Origin of the sequence: Allobosea sp. LjRoot90, assembly GCF_964254315.1 — a bacterium.
Taxonomy (GTDB): Bacteria; Pseudomonadota; Alphaproteobacteria; order Rhizobiales; family Beijerinckiaceae; genus Allobosea.
The window spans coordinates 520,681-544,013 of the sequence record NZ_CAXUTF020000002.1; the positions used below are offsets into that span (position 1 = coordinate 520,681).

At 66.1% G+C, this 23,333-nt stretch carries 23 protein-coding genes and 1 pseudogene; 17 read left to right on the forward strand and 7 right to left on the reverse strand.

Annotation, left to right across the window (positions count from 1 at the left end; genetic code table 11):
• Window positions 1-19: 19 nt before the first annotated feature.
• A complete protein-coding gene (gene murA / locus ACSQ3M_RS09160; RefSeq protein WP_436149751.1) occupies window positions 20-1,309 on the reverse strand; it encodes a UDP-N-acetylglucosamine 1-carboxyvinyltransferase in 1,290 nt (429 codons plus the stop codon).
• Between the two features lie 734 nt (window positions 1,310-2,043).
• Here murA and ACSQ3M_RS09165 point away from each other — a divergent pair.
• The 4 genes from ACSQ3M_RS09165 (at window position 2,044) to ACSQ3M_RS09180 (ending at window position 8,693) form a co-directional block, all read left to right on the forward strand.
• A complete protein-coding gene (locus ACSQ3M_RS09165) occupies window positions 2,044-3,006 on the forward strand; it encodes an enoyl-CoA hydratase-related protein (protein WP_436149752.1) in 963 nt (320 codons plus the stop codon).
• A 166-nt stretch (window positions 3,007-3,172) separates the two neighbouring features.
• Entirely contained in the window at window positions 3,173-5,530 is a 2,358-nt protein-coding gene (locus ACSQ3M_RS09170) for a putative bifunctional diguanylate cyclase/phosphodiesterase (protein WP_436149753.1), read from the forward strand.
• A 251-nt stretch (window positions 5,531-5,781) separates the two neighbouring features.
• The gene (locus ACSQ3M_RS09175; RefSeq protein WP_436149754.1) at window positions 5,782-7,227 is read left to right on the forward strand and encodes an FAD-dependent oxidoreductase; all 1,446 of its coding nucleotides are present in this window, start codon (window positions 5,782-5,784) and stop codon (window positions 7,225-7,227) included.
• Window positions 7,228-7,238: 11 nt separating this feature from the next.
• Window positions 7,239-8,693 carry a sensor histidine kinase gene (locus tag ACSQ3M_RS09180; protein ID WP_436149755.1) on the forward strand — a complete coding sequence of 485 codons (1,455 nt, stop codon included), beginning with the start codon at window positions 7,239-7,241 and terminating at the stop codon, window positions 8,691-8,693.
• A 57-nt stretch (window positions 8,694-8,750) separates the two neighbouring features.
• Here the strand turns inward: ACSQ3M_RS09180 and ACSQ3M_RS09185 are convergent, their stop codons facing one another.
• Window positions 8,751-9,377 carry a S24 family peptidase gene (locus ACSQ3M_RS09185; protein ID WP_436149756.1) on the reverse strand — a complete coding sequence of 209 codons (627 nt, stop codon included), beginning with the start codon at window positions 9,375-9,377 and terminating at the stop codon, window positions 8,751-8,753.
• 249 nt (window positions 9,378-9,626) lie between these two features.
• Here ACSQ3M_RS09185 and ACSQ3M_RS09190 point away from each other — a divergent pair, with 249 nt between their 5' ends.
• The 3 genes from ACSQ3M_RS09190 to ACSQ3M_RS09200 all read left to right on the forward strand — a co-directional run bounded on the left by ACSQ3M_RS09190 (window position 9,627) and on the right by ACSQ3M_RS09200 (window position 11,640).
• A complete protein-coding gene (locus tag ACSQ3M_RS09190) occupies window positions 9,627-9,968 on the forward strand; it encodes a DUF952 domain-containing protein (protein ID WP_436149757.1) in 342 nt (113 codons plus the stop codon).
• Entirely contained in the window at window positions 9,965-11,053 is a 1,089-nt protein-coding gene (locus ACSQ3M_RS09195) for a quinone-dependent dihydroorotate dehydrogenase (protein ID WP_436149758.1), read from the forward strand. The genes ACSQ3M_RS09190 and ACSQ3M_RS09195 overlap by 4 nt, the downstream gene beginning before the upstream one ends.
• A gap of 98 nt (window positions 11,054-11,151) precedes the next feature.
• Window positions 11,152-11,640 (forward strand): winged helix-turn-helix transcriptional regulator, encoded by a 489-nt coding sequence (locus ACSQ3M_RS09200; RefSeq protein ID WP_436149759.1) that lies wholly within the window; start codon window positions 11,152-11,154, stop codon window positions 11,638-11,640.
• Between the two features lie 97 nt (window positions 11,641-11,737).
• Here the strand turns inward: ACSQ3M_RS09200 and ACSQ3M_RS09205 are convergent, their stop codons facing one another.
• Window positions 11,738-11,998, reverse strand: coding sequence for a hypothetical protein (locus tag ACSQ3M_RS09205; RefSeq protein ID WP_436149760.1), 261 nt, complete (start codon window positions 11,996-11,998; stop codon window positions 11,738-11,740).
• Here ACSQ3M_RS09205 and ACSQ3M_RS09210 point away from each other — a divergent pair.
• On the forward strand, window positions 11,997-13,370 hold the full coding sequence (locus ACSQ3M_RS09210) for a DHA2 family efflux MFS transporter permease subunit (protein WP_436149761.1): 1,374 nt from the start codon (window positions 11,997-11,999) through the stop codon (window positions 13,368-13,370). The two genes, ACSQ3M_RS09205 and ACSQ3M_RS09210, sit on opposite strands and share 2 nt — an antisense overlap.
• On the opposite strand, the gene ACSQ3M_RS09215 is transcribed toward ACSQ3M_RS09210, so the two are convergent.
• Window positions 13,342-13,614: a DUF6460 domain-containing protein gene (locus ACSQ3M_RS09215; RefSeq protein WP_436149762.1), complete on the reverse strand. Its 273-nt coding sequence runs from the start codon at window positions 13,612-13,614 to the stop codon at window positions 13,342-13,344. The two genes, ACSQ3M_RS09210 and ACSQ3M_RS09215, sit on opposite strands and share 29 nt — an antisense overlap.
• A gap of 85 nt (window positions 13,615-13,699) precedes the next feature.
• Window positions 13,700-14,380 (reverse strand): response regulator, encoded by a 681-nt coding sequence (locus tag ACSQ3M_RS09220; protein WP_436149763.1) that lies wholly within the window; start codon window positions 14,378-14,380, stop codon window positions 13,700-13,702.
• A gap of 311 nt (window positions 14,381-14,691) precedes the next feature.
• On the opposite strand from ACSQ3M_RS09220, the gene ACSQ3M_RS09225 reads away from it, so the two are divergent.
• The 5 genes from ACSQ3M_RS09225 (at window position 14,692) to ACSQ3M_RS09245 (ending at window position 18,163) form a co-directional block, all read left to right on the forward strand.
• Window positions 14,692-14,949, forward strand: a complete 258-nt coding sequence (locus ACSQ3M_RS09225; RefSeq protein WP_436149764.1) for a DUF4212 domain-containing protein — start codon at window positions 14,692-14,694, stop codon at window positions 14,947-14,949.
• A gap of 19 nt (window positions 14,950-14,968) precedes the next feature.
• Complete coding sequence (locus ACSQ3M_RS09230; RefSeq protein WP_436149765.1) at window positions 14,969-16,957, forward strand: sodium:solute symporter family protein; 1,989 nt, start codon at window positions 14,969-14,971, stop codon at window positions 16,955-16,957.
• A gap of 118 nt (window positions 16,958-17,075) precedes the next feature.
• Complete coding sequence (locus ACSQ3M_RS09235) at window positions 17,076-17,378, forward strand: YggT family protein (RefSeq protein WP_436149766.1); 303 nt, start codon at window positions 17,076-17,078, stop codon at window positions 17,376-17,378.
• A gap of 4 nt (window positions 17,379-17,382) precedes the next feature.
• On the forward strand, window positions 17,383-17,736 hold the full coding sequence (locus tag ACSQ3M_RS09240; protein WP_436149767.1) for a hypothetical protein: 354 nt from the start codon (window positions 17,383-17,385) through the stop codon (window positions 17,734-17,736).
• A 34-nt stretch (window positions 17,737-17,770) separates the two neighbouring features.
• Window positions 17,771-18,163 carry a hypothetical protein gene (locus ACSQ3M_RS09245; protein ID WP_436149768.1) on the forward strand — a complete coding sequence of 131 codons (393 nt, stop codon included), beginning with the start codon at window positions 17,771-17,773 and terminating at the stop codon, window positions 18,161-18,163.
• A gap of 10 nt (window positions 18,164-18,173) precedes the next feature.
• Here the strand turns inward: ACSQ3M_RS09245 and ACSQ3M_RS09250 are convergent, their stop codons facing one another.
• On the reverse strand, window positions 18,174-19,811 hold the full coding sequence (locus ACSQ3M_RS09250; protein WP_436149769.1) for a cisplatin damage response ATP-dependent DNA ligase: 1,638 nt from the start codon (window positions 19,809-19,811) through the stop codon (window positions 18,174-18,176).
• A complete protein-coding gene (locus ACSQ3M_RS09255) occupies window positions 19,808-20,863 on the reverse strand; it encodes a ligase-associated DNA damage response exonuclease (RefSeq protein ID WP_436149770.1) in 1,056 nt (351 codons plus the stop codon). The genes ACSQ3M_RS09250 and ACSQ3M_RS09255 overlap by 4 nt, the downstream gene beginning before the upstream one ends.
• Window positions 20,864-20,923: 60 nt before the next feature.
• On the opposite strand from ACSQ3M_RS09255, the gene ACSQ3M_RS09260 reads away from it, so the two are divergent.
• The 4 genes and pseudogenes from ACSQ3M_RS09260 to ACSQ3M_RS09275 form a co-directional block, all read left to right on the forward strand.
• Entirely contained in the window at window positions 20,924-21,862 is a 939-nt protein-coding gene (locus tag ACSQ3M_RS09260) for a methyltransferase (RefSeq protein ID WP_436149771.1), read from the forward strand.
• 396 nt (window positions 21,863-22,258) lie between these two features.
• Window positions 22,259-22,615, forward strand: a complete 357-nt coding sequence (locus tag ACSQ3M_RS09265) for an ArsR/SmtB family transcription factor (protein WP_436149772.1) — start codon at window positions 22,259-22,261, stop codon at window positions 22,613-22,615.
• Window positions 22,599-23,102 carry an SRPBCC family protein gene (locus tag ACSQ3M_RS09270; protein WP_436149773.1) on the forward strand — a complete coding sequence of 168 codons (504 nt, stop codon included), beginning with the start codon at window positions 22,599-22,601 and terminating at the stop codon, window positions 23,100-23,102. Before ACSQ3M_RS09265 ends, ACSQ3M_RS09270 begins: the two co-directional genes overlap by 17 nt.
• Before the next feature lie 57 nt (window positions 23,103-23,159).
• Window positions 23,160-23,315, forward strand: a pseudogene (locus ACSQ3M_RS09275) (L,D-transpeptidase); the annotation flags it as partial.
• Window positions 23,316-23,333 lie beyond the last annotated feature (18 nt).

Sequence of the window (23,333 nt, forward strand, 5' to 3'; positions counted from 1 at the left end):
GCGGGGGTCTGGCCCTGCGTCAACCGCTGATGCGCTCGATCTGGGCGCCGCAGCGACCAAGCTTGGTCTCCAGCGCCTCAAAACCGCGATCGAGATGATAGACGCGGTTGATCATCGTCTCGCCCTCGGCGACGAGGCCGCCAATGACGAGCGAGACCGAGGCGCGCAGATCGGTCGCCATCACCGGTGCGCCGGTAAGCTTCTCGACACCGTCGACATAGGCGGCATCGCCATCGAGCCGGATCTTCGCGCCGAGCCGGGCGAGCTCCTGCACATGCATGAAGCGGTTCTCGAAAATCGTCTCGCGAATGCGCGATGTCCCCTTGGCCATCGTCATGAGCGCCATCAGCTGGGCCTGGAGATCGGTCGGGAAGCCCGGGAAAGGATCGGTGGTGACGTCGACCGGCTCGAGCGCCGCGCCATTGCGGCGGACGCGAATGCCTTCATTGGTCTCGGAGATGTCGACGCCGGCCTGGCTGAGAACATCCAGCCCCGCCTGGAGCAGATCGGCGCGCGCCCCTTCAAGCAGGACGTCGCCGCCCGTCATTGCCACCGCCATCGCATAGGTGCCGGTCTCGATCCGGTCCGGCAGGACGGCGTGGTGCGCCCCACCGAGACGAGAGACGCCCTGAATGATGATGCGGGAGGTGCCGGCGCCCTCGATCTTGGCGCCCATCTTGTCGAGGCAGGCGGCGAGGTCGACCACCTCGGGCTCGCGCGCAGCGTTCTCGATGACGGTGGTGCCATCGGCCAGCACCGCAGCCATCAGCGCGGTATGGGTGCCGCCGACGGTGACTTTCGGGAAGACGATCTCGGCGCCCTTGAGCCCCTTGGGCGCGCGAGCCAGCGCATAGCCACCCTCGATGGTGATCGTCGCGCCGAGGCGCTCCAGCGCCATCAGCAGGAGATCGACCGGGCGGGTGCCGATGGCGCAACCGCCGGGCAGCGACACCTTGGCCTCGCCCATGCGAGCCAGAATCGGCGCGATCACCCAGAAGCTCGCCCGCATCGTCGAGACAAGGTCATAAGGCGCGCAGGTGTCGACGATCTGGCGTGCCGTCAGAGCGACCGTCTGACCGGTCTCGGCGCTCTGGCCGATGCGCTTGCCGGCAACCGAGCGATCGACGCCGTGATTGGAGAGGATGCGCGAGAGCGCGCTGACGTCGGAGAGCCGCGGGACATTGGTCAGCGTCAGCGTCTCGTCGGTGAGGAGGCTCGCGATCATCAGCGGCAGCGCTGCGTTCTTCGCACCGGAAATCGGGATCACGCCATTGAGGCGCTGGCCGCCGGTGATGCGGATACGGTCCATTGGGCTCGTCCTGCAGGACGGCCGGCGGCGGGCGCCGGCCAAAAAGGGGGATCAGGACCGGGGAGGTTCGGCCTGGGCGGGCGGTAGCTGGTCCTCGGCCGGCGTGTCCGAGGTGCGCCGAGCCCGGGCCTGCGCCTTGCGGCGCTTCAGATTCTCGCGGAGGGCGGCAGCGAGGCGCGCCCTTCTTTCATCGTCGGCTTCGGTCTGGCGGCTCAAGGCGTCAGCTCGTCGGAAGGCCTGCAGTCATATGGCGGCAGGTGTTGGTTCATGGTTAGCCGCTCGGCCCGGTCCGGACAAGACCAAGCGAATTGCTACGTCTCCATGCACGACCGATTGCGGCACAACTGCGACGCCGTTGGTCTCCAGATGGGACAGCCCTGTTCCGAGCGTTCGCCCGCCATTGCTTTCCGCGGACAAAGTTACACCGCTCCCAGCCCCTTCGCCGGCACGTCGACGCACATCACAAAGCGTTGCGTCGATTGGTAAAATTTTCCTTATCTCGGCAACCCTGACCGAATGGTGGTACGGTGGCACGCCCATTGCGTGCACCGACGGCACGATAGCGGCGCTGACGAAACAACCGAAGGGCGCGGTTCTCGCTGGTGAGCCGACTTGAGACGTAACCGATAAAACTTAAGTAAATTAACCATTTCCGGCGGTTTGCGTTTACAGATCATTAACTTTGTCTACCCTCGGCGATGTCGAGGGGTGCGATGCGAGGCGGAGACAAGACGATGTTTCAGAGCTATGCACCCACGGCTGGCGGCCAGACCGTTGCCGAGCTCACCAATGGCGATGTGATCGAAGCGATCCGCCACCACGCCGGCTTCCTGCCGGAGGTTCAGCTCGCCTATGAGCCGGAGCTGCGCCTGCTCTGGGTCACCATCAAGCCGGAGCTGAAGCCGGTCTTCACGCTGCAGCTGCTCGAGAGCCTCGGCAAAATTCAGCAGGCGATCATCGATCTCTGGGGTGCGTCGGAGCAGTATCACAACGCCCCGGTGCGTTTCCTTGCCTTCCGCGGCACAGGACCGTTCTTCACGCTCGGCGGCGACCTCGACTTCTATCTCGACTGCCTCGCCAAGAATGACCGCCCCGCCTTGGCAGAATACGCCCGGCTCTCGGTCGAGGACGCGCTGCGCAACGCGAGCGGCCTCAACGGCATGGTCGTCACCCTGTCGACTATCCACGCCAAGGCGATCGGCGGCGGCATCGACGCACCGCGCTCGTGCAATGTCATGATCGCCGAGGAACAGGCGTCGTTCGTCTACCCGGAAATCAAGTTCAACCACTTCCCGATCACGGCCGTAGGGCTGCTGTCGCGCCGGATGGGGCAGCGTGCGGCCGAGCACATGCTGCAGTCCGGCGAGGAGATGAGCGCAGCCGAGTTCATGGCCGCGGGCGGGCTGGAGGCGGTGGTGCCGGCCGGCACGGGCGAGGACTGGCTGCGCAAATACGCCGCCGACTCGCTGCCGATCCACGCCGCCAGGACGGCGTTGTTCTCGGCCTTCAACCGCCGCGCCGGCAATCTGCGCGAGGAACTCGAATATCTCGGCCAGCTCTGGACCGACTGTATGCTGCGCCTGCACCCGAGCGCGATCTCGAAGCTGCAGCGCATCGCCCAGACGCAGGACCGCATGCTCTCGCGCGTCTATCAGCGGGTCCCGGAAGACCGGTTCGCCGGTGCCGGCGCCGGCTGAACAGGCCGCAGCGAACGCCCGCCATACCGGCGTTCGCAAGGATTGTGCGACTCCGCCGTGTAACTCTCATGAAACTTTTACCTTTCCCTCTTAAAGCCGTTAGGTGACGCGGCATAGGATAGGTCGTTCAACCGCCTCTCCGGAGACCGTCAAAAGGCAGGAGCGGATGGCGGGAGTGCCGAACCGGTTGCGCGACGCCAGCGCAGACAGGACGATCGCGGGACAGCCGGCCGGGCATGACGGCCGGAACGCGGTCGACCTTGTCGATTATCGCCTGCTCGTCTCTTCGCTGTTCTCCTCGCCGGGCTCGATCATCCCCGGCGGTATCGCCGGTATCCTCACGCCACTCCTGTGCTGGATTGCCACCAGGGCCGAATTGTTCATGGCGCTGACGCTTGGCGTCGCGCTGGTCGTCGTCATGCGGATCATCACGGTGGTCCGTTATCGCCGGCTCGACCATTCCGAGGATACGCTCGCGCAGACTAGGCGCTGGGACCGGGAGTATTTCCTCGGCGCGACCGTATTCAGCGCGGTCCTCGGCTTCAGCTGCTATGCGGCGCTGGCCTGGACCGACGATCCCGCCGCCCATATCACCTCAGTGTCCTCGACGATCGCGCTCGCCTCCGGCTATGTCGCGCGCAACGCGGGACGGCCGAAATTCGTCGCCGTCCAGCTCCTGACCTTCTGCGTCCCGATGGCGATCGGCCTGATCCAGGCGCAAAATCCGTACTACCAGTACATCGGCTATTTTGCCTTCCTCTATGTCGGCGCCAATATCGCGATCACCAACTCGCTGCACCGCAACCTGCTGGCACTGAGCGACGCGACCAAGCAATCCAAGGCCCTGGCGACCGCGCTGCGCTCGCAGAACCTGACTCTCGACGCCGCGCTCAACACGATGATCCATGGTTTGGCGATGTTCGACCGCAAGCTCGATCTTGCGGTCTCGAACGCGCCGCATGCCGCTCTCTACGGGGTTCCCGAGACACTGGCGCTACCGGGCACGCCGATTACCGCGATCGCCCGTTTCCTGGTCGAGCGGCAGGTGATGACGCCGGAACAGGTGCGTGACATCAAGGCGGCGCTCGATGGCGTCCGGATGACGCAGCAGGCGGCCATCTACGAGCTGCAGTCACGCAATGGCCGGATGCTCGTCGTCACCCTCGCGCCCGCGGCCGAAGGCGGCGTCCTGATGCTCACCGAAGATGCGACGGAGCGGAAAGCGACCGAGGCGCGGATCGAGCAGATGGCGCGCTTCGACGAGTTGACCGGGCTCGCCAACCGGTTCGAGTTCAACACGCAGCTGGCTGATGCCTTCCGCCGGCACGAGCGGACCGGCGAGACCTTCGCGCTGCTCTATATCGACCTCGATGGCTTCAAGCAGGTCAACGACAATCTCGGCCACGACATCGGCGACCGGGTCCTGATCCAGACCGCCGAGCGCCTGAAGAGCACGATCCGCCACAACGACCTGCTGGCGCGCTTCGGCGGCGACGAATTCGTGCTGATCCTGCCGGCAACCGATGTCGCGACGGTCCGGATGATCGCGCAGCGCATGATCGAGACGATGGACCGGGCCTTCGAGCTCGATACCAAGACAGTCTATGTCACCGCCAGCATCGGCATCGCGCTCGCGCCGGTCGACGGCGCCACGCCCGCCGACCTGCTGCGCCATGCCGACACGGCGCTCTACAAGGCGAAGGGAGCCGGCCGCAACACCGCGACCTTCTTCGACCCGGCCATGGCGGAAGAGATGCTCGAACGCCACGAGATCGAGCTCGATCTGCGCCAGGCCAGTGCCGACGGCGTGCTCGAGCTGTACTACCAGCCGATCATCGAGCTGCGCACGCAGGAGATCGTGACGCGCGAGGCGCTGATGCGCTGGCGGCACCCGACGCGCGGGATGGTCCCGCCCGGCGTTTTCATCCCGATCGCCGAACAATCTGGCCTGATCGCCGGAATGGGCGACTGGGCGATCCGCCAGGCCTGCCGCGATGCGGCGAAATGGCCCGACGGCGTCGGCGTCTCCGTCAACATCTCGCCGCTGCAGTTCCGTGAGCCCCGTCGCATCGTCGAAACCGTGAAGAATGCGCTGCTGCTTTCCCATCTCGCGCCTGGTCGGCTGACGCTCGAGGTGACGGAATCGCTGCTGATCGAGGACAACAAGACGACGCTCGAGGTCATCAACGAACTCCGTGCGATCGGGGTGAAGTTCGCACTCGACGATTTCGGCACGGGCTATTCCTCCCTCGCCTATCTCTCGACCTATCCGTTCTCGCAGGTGAAGATCGACCAGAGCTTCAGCCGTGACGTCAATAGCGACGAGGCCTCGAAGGCGGTGATCGAGGCGGTGTGCCAGCTCGCCCGACGCCTGTCGATGAACGTGGTCGTCGAAGGCATCGAGACGGAAGCGCAGCGCATGGCGGTGCAGTTGCTCGGCGCCCAGCGGGCGCAAGGCTACCTGTTCGGCCGGCCGCAGCCGGTGTCGGAGTTCGGCAAGGACGAGCCCCGCAAGATCGCCTGAAGATAGGCGTCCAACCATCGTCTCGCCGGAATTGGCCGTTTCTACCCGGGTATCGCAACGGCGCGCTTGATTCCGCCGGTGCGGCAACGCATCTGCACCAGCAGGACAGAGCAGGATGCGAAAAAGTGGGAACCGGTTTTTCGCATAGATCCTGCTCTAACCCTTTGATGAGAGACGGATTCAGATTTCAGTTGGCATCGCCCTGCGATTCCAACTGAAATCATCCGGCTCTAGCGACCGGGAGACGCGGCGTGAGTGATACCGCCAGCCCAGCAGCCAGCAAGGAGCCGCTGACGCCGGATATCTGCGTCATCGGCCATGGCCCGGGCGGGGTTGCGGTCGCGACGGCCGCTGCATTGTTCGGCGTCCGAACCGTCCTGGTTCGGCATGGTGGGAGCGAGCTTCCCCCGAACGAGGGCGCACGCGGCCAGGCTTTGCGCGCCGCAGCCGGCCAGGCGCGGGCCGTCGCCGGCGCCACGTCCTTCGGCCTTGCGGCAGATTCGGGCCAGATCGATTATAGCCGCGTCCGGGCTCACCTCGACCGGGTTGCAGCCAAGTCTGCCACGAACGACTCGGATGAGCGCCTTACCGCCCTGGGTGTCCTCGTGCTCAAGGGCGAAGCGCGCTTCCAGAACCGCCATCAGATCAGCGTCGGCGAGACGGTGATCAGAGCCCGGCGTTTCATCATTGCCACCGGCTCGCTGCCGGCGCGACTTTCGATTCCGGGCCTCGCCAACCTGTCCTATCTGACAGAGGACAGCATCTTCGATCTGGCGAAGCAGCCGGACCGGCTGGTCGTGCTCGGCGGAGCAGCAGCAGCCGTCGAGCTCGCGCAGGCGATGCGTGCGCTCGGCAGCGATGTCACCTTGATCGCGCCGGACGGCCTGCTGCCGGACGAGGATCCGGAAGCGGTTGGCGTGCTCAGGCGCGCCCTGCTCGGGGACGGCATCACCTTGCATGAAGGCCGGCTGGTCCTGCGCGCCGAGAGCCACCGGCAGCGGCCACGCCTTGTCCTCGACGGCGATATCGCCATCGATGGCACGCATCTCCTGGTCGCGAGCGGCCGCAAGCCGAATATCGCGGCGCTCGAACTCGACCTTGCGGGAGTTCGCACCGACGACACAGGCGTCATCGTCGACGCCTCGCTGCGCACTGCCAATCGCCGCATCTACGCCATCGGCGCCTGCGCCGGCGGCGCGGCAGCCGGGATGGCGCCCAGCCAGGCTGCCCAGCATCAGGCGGGGCTCGTGCTCCGCAATGCCCTGTTTCGCCTGCCGATTCGCTTCAGGCGGGACCAGGTGCCGCGCACCATTCACGGCCGGCCGGCATTGGCGAGCGTCGGCCAGGGCGAGGCACAGGCTCGCGCGCAGGGCGCGATCCGGGTGCTGCGCTGGCCCTATGCCGAGAGCGGGCTCGCTCAGGCAGAGCAGCAGGCGGAGGGGCTGATCAAGCTGATCACCGACAGCAAGGGCGTCATCCTCGGCGTCGTCATCGCCGGGGCGCAGGCCGCCGAACTGATCGCGCTTTGGGCCCTGGCCGTGCAGAAGAGGATGAACGTCAGGGACATGGCCGGGTTCATCGTTCCGTCCCAGAGCCTCTCCGAGATTTCGCAGCGAGCAGCGCTCTCTTTCCAGGCGCCACTGGCGGCGAAGCCGGGCATTCGCCGGCTGATCGGCTTTCTGCGCCGTTTCGGGTAGATTGGCTCTTGATGTCCCCGAGACGGTTCGATCCCAATGCTCTGTCGATCAGCGTTCCGCGCGGGCCGACGCAGCTCGGCCTGTCGGCCAAGCTGCTCGTCCTGACCATCCTGTTCGTGATGCTGGCCGAGGTGCTGATCTATCTGCCTTCGGTCGCAAATTTCAGGCGCAACTGGCTGAACGACCGGCTGGCGGCGGCACAAATCGCCGTGCTCGTGCTCGAAGGCGCTCCGGCCGAAGGCATGCCCGAGGGCAGCGAGGAGCGGCTGCTCGCCGGCGTCGGTGCCTCCGCCATCGCCGCGCGTGTCGGTGGGGCGCGGCGCCTGCTCAGCCTCGACTCGATGCCTCACGAGGTCGCCAAGACCGTCGACCTGCGCGACCAGAGCTGGATGCAGTCGATCGTGGAATCGGTGGCGACGCTGGTCAGCCCGTCGCACGAGATGCCGATCCGAGTGGTCGGACAGGCGGTCGGCGCCGCCGACTTCGTCGAAATGGTGATCGACGAACGGCCGCTGCGGCGGGCCATGCTGAAGTTCTCGGTCAACCTGACGCTGGTCACGCTGATCATCTCGATCCTGACGGCGGGGCTGGTCTATCTCTCACTGAACTGGCTGATCGTGCAGCCGATCCGGCATCTCGCTGCCAATGTGATGGAGTTCGAGCACGACCCGGAGAATCCACGCCGGATCATCGAGCCGACACAGCGCGCCGACGAGATCGGCGAGGCGCAGCGGGCGCTGGCGCGCATGCAGGCGACGCTCGCCGACGATCTTCGCGCCAAGAAGCACCTCGCCGAGCTCGGGCTCGCCGTCAGCAAGATCAACCACGACCTGCGCAACATGCTGGCCGCGGCGCAATTGATGTCCGACCGGCTGACCGAGACGCGCGATCCGAAGATCAGGCGTTTCGCGCCGCGATTGATCGCGACCCTCGGGCGCGCCATCGATTTCTGCCAGGCGACGCTCGCCTATGGCCGGGCCACCGAGGCGAACCCGACGCTGCGCGATGTGGCGCTGCGCCAGCTCGTCGCCGAACAGGCCGAGCTGCTCGGCCTCGGCGAGAACGGCACGATCGTCTTCGCCAACGAGGTGCCGGCCGAGGTGATCGCGCCCTGTGATCCCGACCAGATGGCCCGCGTCCTGTCCAATCTGATGCGCAACGCGATCCAGGCGCTCGACAGCATCGCGGAAGCCGGCGAGCGGACGCCAGCGCTCAGGATCAGCGCCGGCCGGCGTCATGAGGAGATCATCCTCCGCATCGCCGACAACGGGCCGGGCGTGCCGGCGCGGGCGCGCGACAACCTGTTCCAGGCCTTCCGTGGCTCGGTCAACCCCGGCGGCACCGGCCTCGGCCTCGCCATCGCCGCCGAGTTGGTGCGGCTGCATGGCGGCATGATCGCGCTCGAACCGTCCGAGACCGGCGCAGTCTTCACTGTGTCTTTGCCGGCGCAGCGCGTATTGGCCTGAGACCTTCTGAGCATCGGCTTTACCCGAAAACCGGTTCCCACTTTTCGGGCCGATGCTTTACTGGCTCGCCCAGATCACCCGCGCCATGAAAGCGATCTCGGCGAGCGCCAGAACGCGGTCGGAATGCTCCGGATTGAGCGAGGCGAGCTCGACCGTCTTCGCCGTCTGGCGCCTGAGCTGCTTGGCCAGCACCTCGCCCTCGACGGTCTTGACCACGACACGGTCGCCGCGACGGATCGCGGCACCGGGCGAGACGATGATGGTGTCACCGTCACGATAGAGCGGCAGCATGGAATCGCCGGCGATCTCGAGCGCATAGGCTTTCTCGTCCTGCAGGCCGGGAAAGGCGACCTCGTCCCAGCCCGAGCCGAGCGGGAAGCCGCCATCATCGAAGAAGCCGCCGGAACCGGCCTGGGCGAAGCCGATCAGCGGAATCGTGCGCGTTGGCGGCGCACCGCGCCGGATCACGTTCATGAACTCGTCGAAGGAGGCGCCGGTGGCGGCAAGGATCTTGGCGATCGATTCGGTCGAGGGCCAGCGCTCGCGTCCATCGGTGCCGACACGCTTCGAGCGGTTGAAAGTGGTGGCGTCGAGCCCGGCCTTGCGGGCCAGACCGGACGGGGAGAGGCCATAGCGCTGGGCGAGCGTGTCGATCGCGCTCCAGATCTGGTCATGGGACAGCATCGCGGAGAGGCCTCTTTCCTGATGGTGCCGACGCGGCGCTAAGCGGGGATCGATATAGGAAATATCCCCTATCCGGTAAGAATTCAATCTGATTCACTGTGCCTAGCGGCCACCGATGGCGGTTTTTTTGACCGCAAGTGGCGCTCCGGCATAGGCAAGCCGACATCCAGGCGAAGAAATCCCCGAAGCACCTCGATGCGGCACGGTTTCCGCTTTTGTCGACGCCCCGCAAGCGATATGCCGAGCGCCATGCCGCTCATCTACAAGATCTGTCCCGAGGCGCTCTGGCGCGAGGCTGAGGCCACAAGCCTCTTCAAGGGAGCGCCAATCGACCTCGCCGACGGCTTCATCCATTTCTCGACCGCCGGGCAAGTCCGCGAAACCGCAGCAAAGCATTTCGCCGGTCAGGACTGCCTGCTGCTGATCGCCGTCGATGACGCCAAGCTCGGCGAGGCCCTGCGCTACGAGCCATCGCGCGGCGGCGCAATGTTCCCGCATCTTTATGCCCCACTCGATCCGAAGCAGGCGCGCTGGATCGCGCCGCTGCCGCTCGACGATGGCGGTCACGTTTTTCCGGAGGATATCGCGTGATCGGAGCATTGTTCGGCCTGGCGCGGCCGCTGATCCACAAGCTCGACGCCGAGCAGGCCCACCGGCTGACGATCGCGGCGCTGGCGGTTGCACCGCCGCTGCGGCCGGCGGCCGATCCGCCGTCGCTGGCGGTCGAGGCCTTCGGACTGCGTTTCGCCAACCCGGTCGGCCTCGCCGCCGGTTTCGACAAGAATGCCGAGGCGATCGACGGCGCACTCGGGCTCGGCTTCGGCTTTGTCGAGGTCGGCGGGGTGACGCCGCTGCCGCAGCCCGGCAATCCGCGCCCGCGCGTCTTCCGCCTGCCAGAGGACGAGGCGGTGATCAACCGCTACGGCCTCAACAGCGAGGGCATGGAGGCGGTCGCGGCTAGGCTTTCAGCGCGTCGGAAGAAGGGCGGCATCGTCGGCGTCAACCTCGGCGCCAACAAGGATTCGGCCGATCGCAGCGCCGACTATGCGGTGCTGGCGGGCAGGCTCGCGCCGCTCGCCGATTTCCTCACCGTCAACGTCTCCTCGCCGAATACGCCTGGCCTGCGCGACCTGCAGGCCGAGGACGCGCTCGACGATTTGATCGCGCGCACGCTCGCCGCCCGCGACGAGGCCGCGGCCGGGGGCAAGCCGACGCCGGTGCTGATCAAGATCGCGCCCGACCTCTCCCTGTCCGAGCTCGATGGCATGGTTTCAGTCGCGAGGCGTCGCAAGGTCGACGGCATGATCGTTTCGAACACGACGATCGCGCGGCCGGACAGCCTGCGCAGCGCGAACAAGGTCGAAACCGGCGGGCTCTCGGGCAAACCGCTGTTTGCGGCCTCGACGCGGATCCTTGCCGAGACCTTCCTGCGCGTCGAACGCCAGTTCCCGCTGATCGGCGTGGGCGGCATCGATTCGGCGGAGACCGCCTTCGCCAAGATCCGGGCCGGGGCGAGCCTGCTGCAGTTCTATTCGGCGATGGTGTTCAGGGGGCCGGGGCTGGTCGGCGAGGTCAAGCGCGGGCTCGATATGCAGATGCGCAAGGCCGGACTGCCGCGGCTCGACGTGCTGGTCGGGCGTGATGCTGAGGCGATCGCGCGCGGCGAGACGATCTGAAGAAGACAGCGCGAGCCGAGTAAGATCAGCCAGCCCTGACACAAGCCCGGGGCGGCGGCTGGACGTGAGCCTGAGCAGGCCGTCGCGCCGAAAGTTGCGTGACGCAAGCGAAGCGCTATCTTCTTGGTATGCTCGGACGCCTTTACGCCAATCAGGACTGTGCCGCCGCCTTTGCATTGGAGCTGGTCGGCGAACGCTGGAGCCTGCTGATCCTGCGCGATGCGATGTTCCGCGACTACACGCGCTTCTCGCAGTTCCAGAAGAAGCTCGGCATTGCCACCAACATCCTCGCCAAGCGCCTCGAAGCCTTCGTCGCGGCCGGGCTGATGGAGCGCCGGCAAGGCGGCTCGTCCGGCGAGCCTGCCGAATACCTGCTCACCCAGAAGGGGCTGGAGCTGAAGCCGGTGATCATCGCCCTGACCCATTGGGGCGACAAATGGGTCGAGCCCGGTCCGGTTCTGTTCACGAATCGCGCCGATGGCCAGCCGGTAACGCTGCAGTTGCGAGAGGCTGACGGCGAGGGCGAAGTCGCGGTCGTGGATATCGTTGCGCAGCGGCGCCAGCCACGCCCGAAAACACAGCGGTAGCTGCTCGCGCCTCGAGCGCCCGATCGAATACGTGGCTGACGGCTGAAGCACGACCGTCGTAGCGCATTCCGCCTTCCACTCGCCAATGCCACGCCCTTCACAAAGGCGCAGCTCGCGCCCCCACACCTTTCCCCTGCTCCACGCGATCGACTTCCGGCCCTTCGGAACTCGCTTTCAGCTCCACTTGACTTGCATCATGCAAGCGAGTCACAAACTTGCATGATGCAAGCAAAGCCTCAAGGGAGCCTCGGGCGATGAATGATGTGAACCAAAGCCGATCGGCGGAATCGAAAGCCCCGGCACCATCCAGTTCACAGAAGGCCTGGGTGCTCGGCCTGACCTCGGCGGCTTCGCTCATGGCAGCCCTCGACGCCATGGTCGTGGCGACCAGCCTGAGCACGATCCGGGCCGATTTCGGCTCATCGATCGAAGCGCTGCAGTGGACGCTCAACGCCTATAATCTGAGCTTCGCCGTGCTGCTCCTGACCGGCGCCGCGCTTGGCGACCGCCTCGGGCGCAAGCGGATGTTCAGCGCCGGGATCGCCGTCTTCGTCGCGGCCTCGATCATCTGCGCTCTCTCGGGCAACGCCACGTTTCTGATCGCGGGACGCGCCCTGCAGGGCGTCGGCGCAGCCTTGCTGATGCCGCTCGCCATGGCGCTCTTGAGCGCGGCCTTCCCGCCCCAGGAGCGCGGCAAGGCGCTCGGCATCTTCAGCGGCGTCACCGGGCTCGGCATCATCGCTGGCCCGCTCGTCGGCGGCGCGATCTCGCAAGGGCTGGCCTGGCAGTGGATCTTCTGGATCAACCTGCCGATCGGCCTCGCCATCATTCTCCTCGCCCGCCGTCATGTTCCGGAAAGCCAGGGCCAGGACAAAGCGATCGACGGGCTCGGCGTGGTGCTGGTCACGCTCGCCGCCCTCGGACTGGTCTGGGGCATCCTGCGTGGGAACGGCGCCGGTTGGGCCAGCACAGAAATCCTCACGGCTCTGGTCGGAGGCGTGGTGCTCGCCCTCATCTTCATCGGCTGGCAGCGCTCCGCGCCGCAGCCGATGATCCCCTTGCGCCTGTTCCGCTCGCGCCGGTTCGCGGCCGGCGTCGTCGCGAGCTTCCTGTTCTATGCCGGCATGTATGGCGTCGTGTTCTTCCTGCCCCAGTTCTTTCAGGTCGCGCAGGGATACGGGCCGCTCGATGCGGGCTTGCGGCTTCTGCCCTGGACGGCGACGCTGTTCTTCGTCGCGCCGATCGCAGGGCGACTGATCAACCAGCTCGGTGAGCGCCTTATCGTCACCGGCGGCGTGCTACTGCAGGCGCTCGGTTTCGGCTGGATCAGCCTGATCGCCGCGCCCGATCTCGCCTTCGCCAATCTGGTCGCGCCGCTCGTCATCGCGGGTGCCGGCATCTCGATGGCCATGCCCGCTGCCCAGAACGCCGTGCTGAGCGCGGTCGACAAGCCGGAGATCGGCAAAGCCGCCGGCATCTTCAACATGTTCCGCTTCCTCGGCGGTGTCTCAGGGATTGCCGTGGCGGTCGCGGCTTTCGGCAACGCCGGCGGCGTTCAATCGGCACAGGCGTTCAGCACGGGCTTCTCGGCCGCGATCGCCGTATCGGCGATCCTGTCATTTGCCGCGGCGGGCCTTGCCCTGATGCTCCCGGGCAAGGACCTTCAGGAAGCGCGTCAGGCGCAGGCGACCGATCCGTTGCCTACCGCTTCGAAGCAAAGAGCCGGCTGAGCAGCCAGAGCGGCACGACGACCAAGGCGCCGGCGATCGCCCAGCCGCCGACCTCGCGGACCGCGTCGAAGCCGAGATCGGTGATCGAGCGGACGAAGCGCAGCACCGAGTCGAAGAGACCGCGCGGCGACAGGCCAAGGAACGCCATCGCCGCGCCGACCAAGAGCGAGATGAAGAACAGGCGCACGAGGACACTGAGGACGGAACCGCCCAGAAAACGCTCGGTGCCACCACCATTAGCCATGGAAATCCCCTTACGGATCGACAGCAGGACAAAACCCGCTCGCGGTTGAACCTGCGCTGAACGCCGCCGTCAACCGCTACGCGTCTCAGCTCGTCGCCGAAGCGCCTTGCGCTGCCCAGCCGGCGCCGGCGATCTTGGCGGCGGCGATCACGGCTTGCGTGCGGCTGTCGACATTGAGCTTGGTCAGGATCGCCGAGACATGCGCCTTGACCGTCGCCTCGGAGACGCCGAGCTCATAGGCGATCTGCTTGTTGAGCAGCCCCTCCGACAGCATCATCAGCACGCGCACCTGCTGCGGCGTCAGCGTGGCGAGGCGGCGGACCATGTCGGCGGTCTCATGATCGACCGGCGCGGAGAGATCGACGCCGGGCGGAGTCCAGACGCCGCCGTCGAGCACGGCCTGGATCGCCTCGCCCATCTGCGCGACCTCGGCGGTCTTGGGCAGGAAGCCGAGCGCGCCGAACTCGATGCAGCGGCGGATCACCGCGGGGTCGTCATTGGCCGAGACGACGATCACCGGAATCTCGGGATGGGCGGCGCGCAGGAAAAGCAGGCCGGAAAAACCCTGCACGCCCGGCATGCTGAGATCGAGCAGGATGAGGTCGGTATCTGAGGCCTCGGCGAGCGCCTGGCCGAGCGCCTCGAGCGAGCCGACCTCGCTCACCTCCGAGCCGGCAAGCGCATGCGACACCGCCTGGCGCAGCGCGCCGCGAAAGAGCGGATGATCGTCCGCGATCACGATCCGGGTCGACGGCTGACGACTCATTACTGGCATTCCCTCCCATCGATTGCCGCACAGTCTGGCCCTGCGCGGTCGCGATCTCAAGCGCCACCGCCGGTTTCGGCGGGGACGATGCCCGATCATTGCGATGTCGCGCAGATCGACTGCGGCTGCAACGCGGTCGCGACTTGGTCTTTGGATGGAGACTTACGTCTTTAGTACACATTCTTTCGTCGACCCACTTCCATTAACCTACCGTTAGGCGGTTGGGGACCGGACAGGCGCGAATCACGAGAATCCGACAACAGCCGGAGTTGCACAACAAGCAATAATCAAACTCTCGGGAGAAACGTTTCATGGATTCGCAAGAAGACGATCACCATTGGCAGAAAACAAGCAAGCTCATGCTCGTCATGATGGCGCTTTGGTTGTTCTTCAGCTACGCCATCCACATGTTCGTGACGCCGCTGAACGGCATCAAGATCTTCGGATTCCCTCTGGGTTTCTATATGGCTTCCCAGGGATCACTCATCGCTTTCGTCGTGATGCTGTTCTGGTTCGCCAAGGCGCAGGACAAGATCGATCGCGACGCAGGCGTGGCCGAAGACGATTGAGCCGGGGAGGGCTACGATCATGTCGAGCGAAGCACAGGCCGGCTCGGGTGGCTTCACCTCAAGCCTCGGCCGCATCTACGGGATTTATACGGGCGGCTTCGTCGCCTTCATCATCCTGGTCGCCATCCTGGAAAAGGCCGGCGTCCCGAACAAGATCCTCGGCTACATGTTCGTCGGCTTCACCATCCTAGTCTATGCCATCATCGGCATCATCTCCAGGACGGTCCAGGTCTCGGAATATTATGTCGCCGGGCGCTCCGTTCCGGCCTTCTACAACGGCATGGCGACCGGCGCAGACTGGATGTCGGCGGCGTCCTTCATCGGCATGGCGGGCTCGCTCTTCCTGCTCGGCTATGACGGCCTCGCCTTCGTGCTCGGCTGGACCGGCGGCTATGTGCTCGTCGCGGTGCTGATCGCGCCGTTCCTGCGCAAGTTCGGCGCCTATACCGTGCCCGACTTCCTGTCGGCGCGCTATGGCGGCAACGTCGCGCGCTTTCTCGGGGTCATCGTGCTGCTGGCCTGCTCCTTCACCTATGTGGTGGCGCAGATCTTCGGCACCGGCCTGATCGCGCAGCGCTTCCTCGACATGGACTTCACCGTCGCCGTCTATGTCGGTCTTGCCGGCATCCTGGTCTGCTCGATGCTCGGCGGCATGCGGGCGGTGACCTGGACGCAGGTCGCGCAGTACATCGTGCTGATCGTCGCCTATCTGGTCCCGGTGGTCATCCTGTCGGCACAGAAATACGGGCTGCCGATCCCGCAGCTCACCTATGGCCAGGCCCTGCAGGAGATCACCGCGCTCGAGCAGAGCTTCCTGCAGAACAACCTCGCCACCGCAGCCACGCTCAAGCCCCACACGACACCGTTCCTGAACTACAGCCCGGCGAACTATTTCGCCCTGATCCTGTGCCTGATGGTCGGCACCGCCTCGCTACCGCACGTGCTGATGCGCTACTTCACCACGCCGTCCGTGCGTGACGCCCGCATCTCGGTCGCCTGGTCGCTGCTGTTCATCTTCCTGCTCTACTTCACGGCGCCGGCCTATGCGGCGTTCTCGAAGCTGGAGGTCTACTCGACCCTGATCGGCAAGAACCTCGCCGACATGCCGCAATGGGTCTTCAGCTGGGGCAAGCTCGGCCTGGTGACGATCTGCGGCAAGGCGGCGGAAAGCGTCCAGGCGATCACGGCGGCCTGCGGTGCGGTCAGTGGCCATACCGGCGTGCTGCGCCTGCAGGATTTCGGCATCAACACCGACGTGGTGGTGATCTCGACGCCCGAGATCGCCGGTCTGCCCTATGTCATCACCGGCCTCGTCGCGGCCGGCGGCCTTGCCGCCGCGCTCTCGACCGCGGACGGGCTCCTGCTCGCCATCGCCAATGCGCTCTCGCACGACGTCTACTACAAGATGATCGACAAGAACGCGCCGACTGCACGCCGCCTGATCGTCTCGCGCGTGCTGCTCGTCATCGTGGCGGTGCTGGCAGCCTACACCGCCTCGACCAGGCCTTCGGACATCCTTGCCATGGTGTCCTGGGCCTTCTCGCTGGCGGCGGGCGGACTGTTCCCGGCGCTGGTGCTCGGCATCTGGTGGAAACGCGCCAATTCGGCGGGCGCCATTGCCGGCATCACGATCGGCTTCGGTCTGACGCTGTTCTACCTGGTGATCAGCCGATACTACCCGCATCTCGGCGTGCAGTATTTCGGGATGAGCTCGCTGCTCAACCCGGTCTCGGGCGCGCCGCTGATCTCGCCCGAGAACATGGCGAAGTTCCTGGCCGACCCGGCGATCGCCAGCGGCCCGGCGCTGGTGACCAACCCGCTTGCCTCCAAGGTCGGCTGGTTCAACATCAACAACATCTCCTCGGCGCTGTTCGGCCTGCCGGCCGGCTTCCTGGCGATGTATGTCGTGTCGATGCTGACCGCCGCGCCCTCCAAGGCGATGATGGACTTCGTCGACGCCTGCCGGCGCCCGCGCGGCGGCACGATCATGGAAGAGAAGACGAGCTGATCGCCTTCCGGCCCTGAACACCAACGAAGGGGCGGGACTTACTTCCCGCCCCTTCCCGTTCACACTGCCGCAAATCGAGATTTCGCCGCGCGCCCGGCCGGCTACAGGAGAAAGCTGCTTGACCGATTCCGTCGGGTTCTGGGTCTTCCACCTGCCCAATCTCATGCTGGCCGCGCTGATCTACACGCTGCTCGGGCGCTATATCCTCTCCCTCTTTTTCCCACCCGACAGCGACAAGGTGATCTGGCGTGTCTTCTGCCAGATCACGGATCCGATCCTGAACCTGGTGCGGCTGGCGACGCCGGCGCTGGTGCCGCCTCCGCTGCTCAATCTGTTCGCGATCGTCTGGCTGTTCCTGCTGCGCTTCCTGCTGTTCTACATCGTCCGCATGCTCGGGCTCCTGCCCGCCGCCACGGGGTGACGCCATGAATCAGACCACAGATAATGGCGATGATCGCGACAGGTTGGTGCGGCAGGACGGGCTGCTCGTTGGCATCGCCGGCTTCTCCCTGCTCTCAGGCATGCATTTCTCGCCCTATTTCGACCCGGCCTTCATCCTGGTGAAGTTCCTGCTGGCGCCGTCCTTCTTCGTCACCTCGCCGATCCTGCTTTACTATTTCACCTCGCTCTTCGTCTCGGTCGCCTGCCTGATCCTCGCCGGCGCACCGGCCGCGGTCTTCGAGCGCCTCACCGGCCGACGGAATAGTGATGCGACGTCGCTTGGCATCTGGCTGGTCGGAGTGCTTATTCTGGCGCTGCCGGCGGTGACGGGGTTCTAGAACGGCCCCGGCCGCCCTCCGCATGGGAAGCCGCATGTCGAGCGCTGGCGATCCGGACAAGGCCGACCCGCTGCGCCGCCTGCGGACGCTCGCGGAAATCTCGACGGCGCGCGCCTGCGGCTTTGCCGGCCTTGCCACCTTCTGCCTGATGGTCGGCCTCTCCGGCAGTCCGCCGGCCGCGCTCAAGGCGGGCGGCTATTGCGCACTCCTCGTCGTCGCGGTGCTGCTCATGCTGGCACAGCAGGCGCCGCTGCGGCCCTACAAGCGTACCGAGATCTGGCTGATGCTCGACCAGGCGGAGCGCCCGCCGGAGGCTTATGCGCAGGGCGTGTTCGCGCGGGTGCGCCGTGAAACCTTCCTGCGTTTCGCCGCCTATCACGCGCTCGCGGCGGCGATCCTGCTCGCTGCGGCCTTCTTGATCCGCTGAGCCCTCCGCATCAGCCCCCCGCCGGCAGAAGCGCCTCCAGCGCCTCGATCCGGTCGGCCTCGCCCGGCGGCTTATCCCAGCGAATGCGGTTGATGCGGGGAAAGCGCATGGCGATGCCGGATTTGTGGCGTGTCGAGCGCTGCAAACCCTCGAAGGCCACTTCGAAGACCAGCCCGCTCGACGACGTATGCGTCACCTCGCGCACCGGCCCGAAGCGATTCAGCGTATTCTTGCGGACATAGCGGTCGATCTCGATCAGCTCCTCGTCGGTGAAGCCGAAATAGGCCTTGCCGACCGGCACCAGCTCGTCCGTGCCCGCTTCCCCGACCCGCCAGACGCCGAAGGTGTAATCGGAATAGAAGGAGGAGCGCTTGCCGTGGCCGCGCTGGGCATACATCAGCACGCAGTCGACCAGGCGGGCATCGCGCTTCCATTTGTACCAGTAGCCCTTGGGTCGCCCGGGCAGGTAAGGCGAGTCGAGCCGCTTCAGCATGCAGCCCTCGACCGCCTCGGCATCGGGGCCCGCGCCGGCGCTGGCCGGATCGGCGCGAGCCTCCGTCAGCTCATCCCAGCTCGAGAACGCTATGGTCGGCGAGAGGTCGAAACGGGCGTTGTCGAGCCTGCCGAGGAACGCTTCGAGCCTGGCGCGCCGCTCCGTGTACGGGTGGGCACGCAGGTCGTCGTCGGCCTCGGCCATCAGGTCGTAGGCGCGGATATGGGCCGGGAACTCGGCCAGCATCTTCGGCGTCACCTGCTTGCGGTTAAGCCGCTGCTGCAGCGTGTTGAAGCTCTGGACGACGCCGTCGCGCATCACCAGCAACTCGCCGTCGATCGCACCGTCCTCCGTCAGCGCCTCGGTCAGATCGGGAAAGGCGCCGCCGATCTCCTCGCCGGTGCGGGAATAGAGCCTGACGGTCCGGCTGCCGTCGGGCCGCGTGCCGGCGACAGCCTGGACGCGGATGCCATCCCATTTCCATTCGGCGGCGAATTCGCCGGCATCGAGCTTGTCAAAATCGCCGTCCTCGATCGCATGCGAGAGCATGACCGGACGGAACGGCGCCGGATCGGTCGCCTCGGGTCGCGCGCCTGAGCCCTCCAGCCAGGCGAACAGCGCGGTATAAGGCGGCTCCAGCCCATGCCAGACCTGCTCGACCTCGTCGGCCGGAATGCCGCCTAGGCTCGCCGCCGCGGTCTTGGCGAGGCGGGCGGAGACGCCGATGCGCAGGGCACCGGTGATCAGCTTGAGCAGGGCCCAGCGGCCGGTCTCGTCGAGCGCATCGAGCCAGGAGGCGATCAGGCGCGGCATCTCGGTCTTGCCGGAGTTGCGCAGGCCGGCGACGACATCCGGCAGATGCGGCACGTCGTTCACGCCGTGCCGCGCCGGCCACATCAGCGCGACCGTCTCGGAGAGATCGCCGACATAGTCATAGGAGAGTGCGAACAGCACCGGGTCGGTGCGCTCGGCGATCAAGGCGCGGATCAGGCCGGGCTTGGCATTCTGGAACACCAGCCCGCCGGTCATCGCCGCGAGCGCATAGCCGCGATCGGGATCGGGCGTGGTGCGCAGGTAATCGGCGATCAGCGCGAGTTTTCCGTTGCGGCGCGGCTCATAGGCGAGGCGGTCGAGCAGCCAGGCGAAGCGGTTCATGCCGACACCTCCGCCGGCCTGGCGTCCGGCTCGGCCTCGCCCTCGTCGCCATAGCCGACGAGGTGGAGCGGCGTGCCCTTCAGCCCGACTGTGCCGCACCAATGCGCCAGCGCCTCGGCCTCGCCATGGGTGATCCAGATCTCGCCGGCGCAGACCTCGCGGATCGTCGCCTGCAGGTCGTCCCAGTCGGCATGGTCGGAGATGATCAGCGGCAGCTCGACGCCCTTCTGACGAGCCCGTGCCCGCACGCGCATCCAGCCCGAGGCGAAGGCGGTGACCGGATCGGGGAAACGGCGCGACCACAGGTCCTGGATCGCGCTCGGCGGGCAGATGACGATCTCGCCGGCAAATGCCTTGCGTTCCTCGGCCTTGCGCTCGCTTGGCTCGACCTTGCGGACTTCGCCGAGAGGCACGCCCTCGGCCCGGTAGAACTCGGTGATCTTCTCGACCGCACCGTGGATGTAGAGCGGGCGCTCGTAGCCGGCCTCGCGGATCAGCGCCATCAGCCGCTGCGCCTTCCCCAGCGAATAGGCGCCGACGATATGCGTGCGCTCCGGGAAGAGCCGGACGGAATCGACCAGCTTGGCGGTCTCGGCATGGGCCGGCGGATGGCGGAATACCGGCAGGCCGAAGGTCGCCTCGGTGATGAAGACGTCGCAGGTGACCGGCTCGAACGGCGCGCAGGTCGGATCGCGCTCGCGCTTGTAGTCGCCGGAGACGACGATGCGCAGGCCCTTGTGCTCGACCACGATCTGGGCCGAGCCGAGGACATGGCCGGCCGGGACGAAGCGGAAGTCGACCGCGCCGATGCGGATGGTCTCGCCCGGCGCCGCCGCCTGCTGCGAGCCGGTGAAGGCCTCGCCATAGCGCAGCGCCATGATCGCCAGCGTCTCGCGCGTCGCCAGCACGGCGCCATGGCCGGCTCTGGCATGGTCGGAATGGCCATGGGTGATCAGCGCCCGCGCTACCGGACGTACCGGATCGACGTAGATATCGGCCGGCGGGCAATAGAGCCCGGCGGGGGTCGGCATCAGGAGGTCGGAAGGCTTCATCGTCTGGCCAGTGTCATTTGGCTCGGTTAAACCCGCAGCATGATCGAAAAGGGCAGCAGCGTGTACTCCGCCAGTTCCGGCGATGAACGTCTCGACCGTCGCTATGCCTGGGCCGAGGCGGCGCTGAAGGATGGCGACGCGCAGGCGGCGATCGATATCCTCGATCAAACGCTCGCCGAGAACTACGATTTCACCGCCGCCTGGCATCTTTACGGGCTGGCCCAGGAGGCGCTCGGGCACAATGAGGAGGCCGCCACCGCCTGGCGGCAATGCCTCGACCTCGACCCGAACGACCATGTCGGCGCCAAGCTCGACCTCGCCCGCATCGGCGCCCTGGCGGCCGAGCAGGCGACCTCGGAGAACTTCTCCGGCGTGCTCTTCGACGGTTACGCCGACCGCTTCGACAGCCACCTCGTCGGCACACTGCAATACCAGGCGCCAGCACTGCTGAAGGAGGCGCTGGCGCGCCGCTGCGCAGAGGCCGGAAAGCCCTTCCATTTCGGAACGGCCTATGATCTCGGCTGCGGCACCGGGCTGATGGGCGAAGCGATCCGCGCCGAGGTGGAGTTCCTCGCCGGCTGCGATCTCTCGCCGCGCATGGTCGCCAAGGCGCGCGACAAGCTCAGCGCCGATGGCCAGCCGCTTTACGACAAGCTCGCCACGGCGGGCTTGACCGCCTTCCTGTCGAGCCGCCCCGACGCCTCGGCCGATCTCGTCATCGCCGCCGACGTCTTCGTCTATCTCGGCGACCTTGCGCCGAGCTTTCATCAGAGCGCGCGCGTCCTCAAGGCGGGCGGGCTCCTCGCCTTCACGGTGCAGAGCCATGCCGGCGAAGGCGTCGCCGTCGGCCAGGACCGGCGCTTCGCCCATGCCGAGGGCTGGCTCAGGGAGAGGCTCGGCGAGGCGAGGCTGGAGCCAATACTGATCGAGGCGCAAAGTACCCGCATCGATCGCGGCCAGCCGGTGCCAGGGCTGCTCGTCATCGCCGAGCGCCGCTGAGGGCACGAAGAGCGGCGATCGCTAAGCCGCCTCCGCGTCGACCTCGGACACAAGCTCGAACCTCGGACTGCCCAAACGCTATCCTCAGATCAGGTCGCCACCTGGTCACGGCCCTGTTCGCCCATGGGTCGAGAACGGCGATGTCTGGTAGAAAGCAGGCGTTCGATAGGTCTGTCTGGCCGGCAGGAAATGGGCCGTTAGCCGGCGGACTGCTTTCGGGGAGTAGGCGCTGAAAGCTGACATTCGTTCATCAGCGGCTCGAAGGTCCACTTTTGACCCGCAGCAGACGATTTTTGCCGCCGCTGCCGCGGTGTATCACCTCGAATGACCGGTCTACGGCAGGGCAAGTTGGGGACGCTTGCGCTTCCTGCATGAGCAGGTTAGACACTGAACTATATGGTTCAGTATATAAGTCCTCCCCTCGATCTCTCGTTCGCGGCGCTGTCCGATGCGACCCGTCGCGGGATCATCGATCAGCTTGGGCGAGGGGACGCGTCGATCACCAGTCTCGCGGATAAGTTCCAGATGACGCTGACCGGCATGAAGAAGCACGTCCAGGTTCTCGAGCGGGCGGGGCTCGTCGTCACGCAGAAGGTCGGGCGGGTGAGGACCTGCAAGCTTGGGAAACGCGGCCTCAAGGCGGAAGCCGAGTGGATCGAGGCGCATCGTAAGCTCTTCGAAGCCCGCTTCGAAGCATTGGACGAAATCATCAGCGAAATAAAACAGGAGGAAAGCGATGAATCAGCAAGTTAACAGTGCAGGTGGTGCGCAGAACCACACGTCAGTCGAGCGCAGAGGGGATCGCGAACTCGTCGTAACGCGGACATTCAATGCGCCGCCGAGCACGGTTTACAGGGCGTGGAGCCAGCCCGAGCTGTTCCAGCGCTGGTGGGTGCCAAAATCGGTATCCGGCATTTCGCTCGTATCGTGTGATATGGACGTCCGTACCGGCGGCAAATATCGGCTGGAATTCGGCGCCGGCGGTTCCGACACCATGGCCTTCTACGGCAAGTACCTCGAGGTGGTGCCGAACGAGCGCATCGTCTGGACCAACGACGAGGGCGAAGAGGGCGCGGTCACGACCGTGACCTTCGAGGACCTGGGCGGGAAGACGCTGCTAAATTTCCACGAAGTCTATCCGTCCAAGGAGGCGCTTGAGGAAGCACTACAGGGCTCGGCGGCCGCATTGCCGGAGCAGCTGGAGCAGCTCGACGAATTGCTTTCCAGCATAGGCGAGTAGCGGTCGGGAAACTCGCCTGGGGGGAACGTCTGCTCTTGGCAAGTGACTCCACACAACCGACTGCACGGCACCGTCGAACCCTGGACGATCGGAACGATGGTCTCGTCGGGCTGCATCCGGCTGCTCAACCAGGGCATCATGGGCCTCTATCGACGCGTGCCCGTCGGCAGCAGGGTCGTGGTGCTGGGATCGAACGCTGGCATCGCCGCGTGAAAGGCACGAGCCCGCCGT

What these genes read in the sequence shown, in the direction of transcription:
- ACSQ3M_RS09270 (WP_436149773.1), top strand. Translation starts at nt 22,599, where the DNA reads ATGAATCAGCAAGTTAACAGTGCAGGTGGTGCGCAGAACCACACGTCA.
- ACSQ3M_RS09265 (WP_436149772.1), top strand. Translation starts at nt 22,259, where the DNA reads ATGGTTCAGTATATAAGTCCTCCCCTCGATCTCTCGTTCGCGGCGCTG.
- ACSQ3M_RS09225 (WP_436149764.1), top strand. Translation starts at nt 14,692, where the DNA reads ATGGATTCGCAAGAAGACGATCACCATTGGCAGAAAACAAGCAAGCTC.
- ACSQ3M_RS09165 (WP_436149752.1), top strand. Translation starts at nt 2,044, where the DNA reads ATGTTTCAGAGCTATGCACCCACGGCTGGCGGCCAGACCGTTGCCGAG.
- ACSQ3M_RS09240 (WP_436149767.1), top strand. Translation starts at nt 17,383, where the DNA reads ATGAATCAGACCACAGATAATGGCGATGATCGCGACAGGTTGGTGCGG.
- murA (WP_436149751.1), bottom strand. Translation starts at nt 1,309, where the DNA reads ATGGACCGTATCCGCATCACCGGCGGCCAGCGCCTCAATGGCGTGATC.
- ACSQ3M_RS09185 (WP_436149756.1), bottom strand. Translation starts at nt 9,377, where the DNA reads ATGCTGTCCCATGACCAGATCTGGAGCGCGATCGACACGCTCGCCCAG.
- ACSQ3M_RS09180 (WP_436149755.1), top strand. Translation starts at nt 7,239, where the DNA reads ATGTCCCCGAGACGGTTCGATCCCAATGCTCTGTCGATCAGCGTTCCG.
- ACSQ3M_RS09170 (WP_436149753.1), top strand. Translation starts at nt 3,173, where the DNA reads ATGGCGGGAGTGCCGAACCGGTTGCGCGACGCCAGCGCAGACAGGACG.
- ACSQ3M_RS09250 (WP_436149769.1), bottom strand. Translation starts at nt 19,811, where the DNA reads ATGAACCGCTTCGCCTGGCTGCTCGACCGCCTCGCCTATGAGCCGCGC.
- ACSQ3M_RS09190 (WP_436149757.1), top strand. Translation starts at nt 9,627, where the DNA reads ATGCCGCTCATCTACAAGATCTGTCCCGAGGCGCTCTGGCGCGAGGCT.
- ACSQ3M_RS09210 (WP_436149761.1), top strand. Translation starts at nt 11,997, where the DNA reads ATGGCAGCCCTCGACGCCATGGTCGTGGCGACCAGCCTGAGCACGATC.
- ACSQ3M_RS09220 (WP_436149763.1), bottom strand. Translation starts at nt 14,380, where the DNA reads ATGAGTCGTCAGCCGTCGACCCGGATCGTGATCGCGGACGATCATCCG.
- ACSQ3M_RS09230 (WP_436149765.1), top strand. Translation starts at nt 14,969, where the DNA reads ATGTCGAGCGAAGCACAGGCCGGCTCGGGTGGCTTCACCTCAAGCCTC.
- ACSQ3M_RS09205 (WP_436149760.1), bottom strand. Translation starts at nt 11,998, where the DNA reads ATGAGCGAAGCCGCCGAGGTCAGGCCGAGCACCCAGGCCTTCTGTGAA.
- ACSQ3M_RS09245 (WP_436149768.1), top strand. Translation starts at nt 17,771, where the DNA reads ATGTCGAGCGCTGGCGATCCGGACAAGGCCGACCCGCTGCGCCGCCTG.
- ACSQ3M_RS09255 (WP_436149770.1), bottom strand. Translation starts at nt 20,863, where the DNA reads ATGAAGCCTTCCGACCTCCTGATGCCGACCCCCGCCGGGCTCTATTGC.
- ACSQ3M_RS09215 (WP_436149762.1), bottom strand. Translation starts at nt 13,614, where the DNA reads ATGGCTAATGGTGGTGGCACCGAGCGTTTTCTGGGCGGTTCCGTCCTC.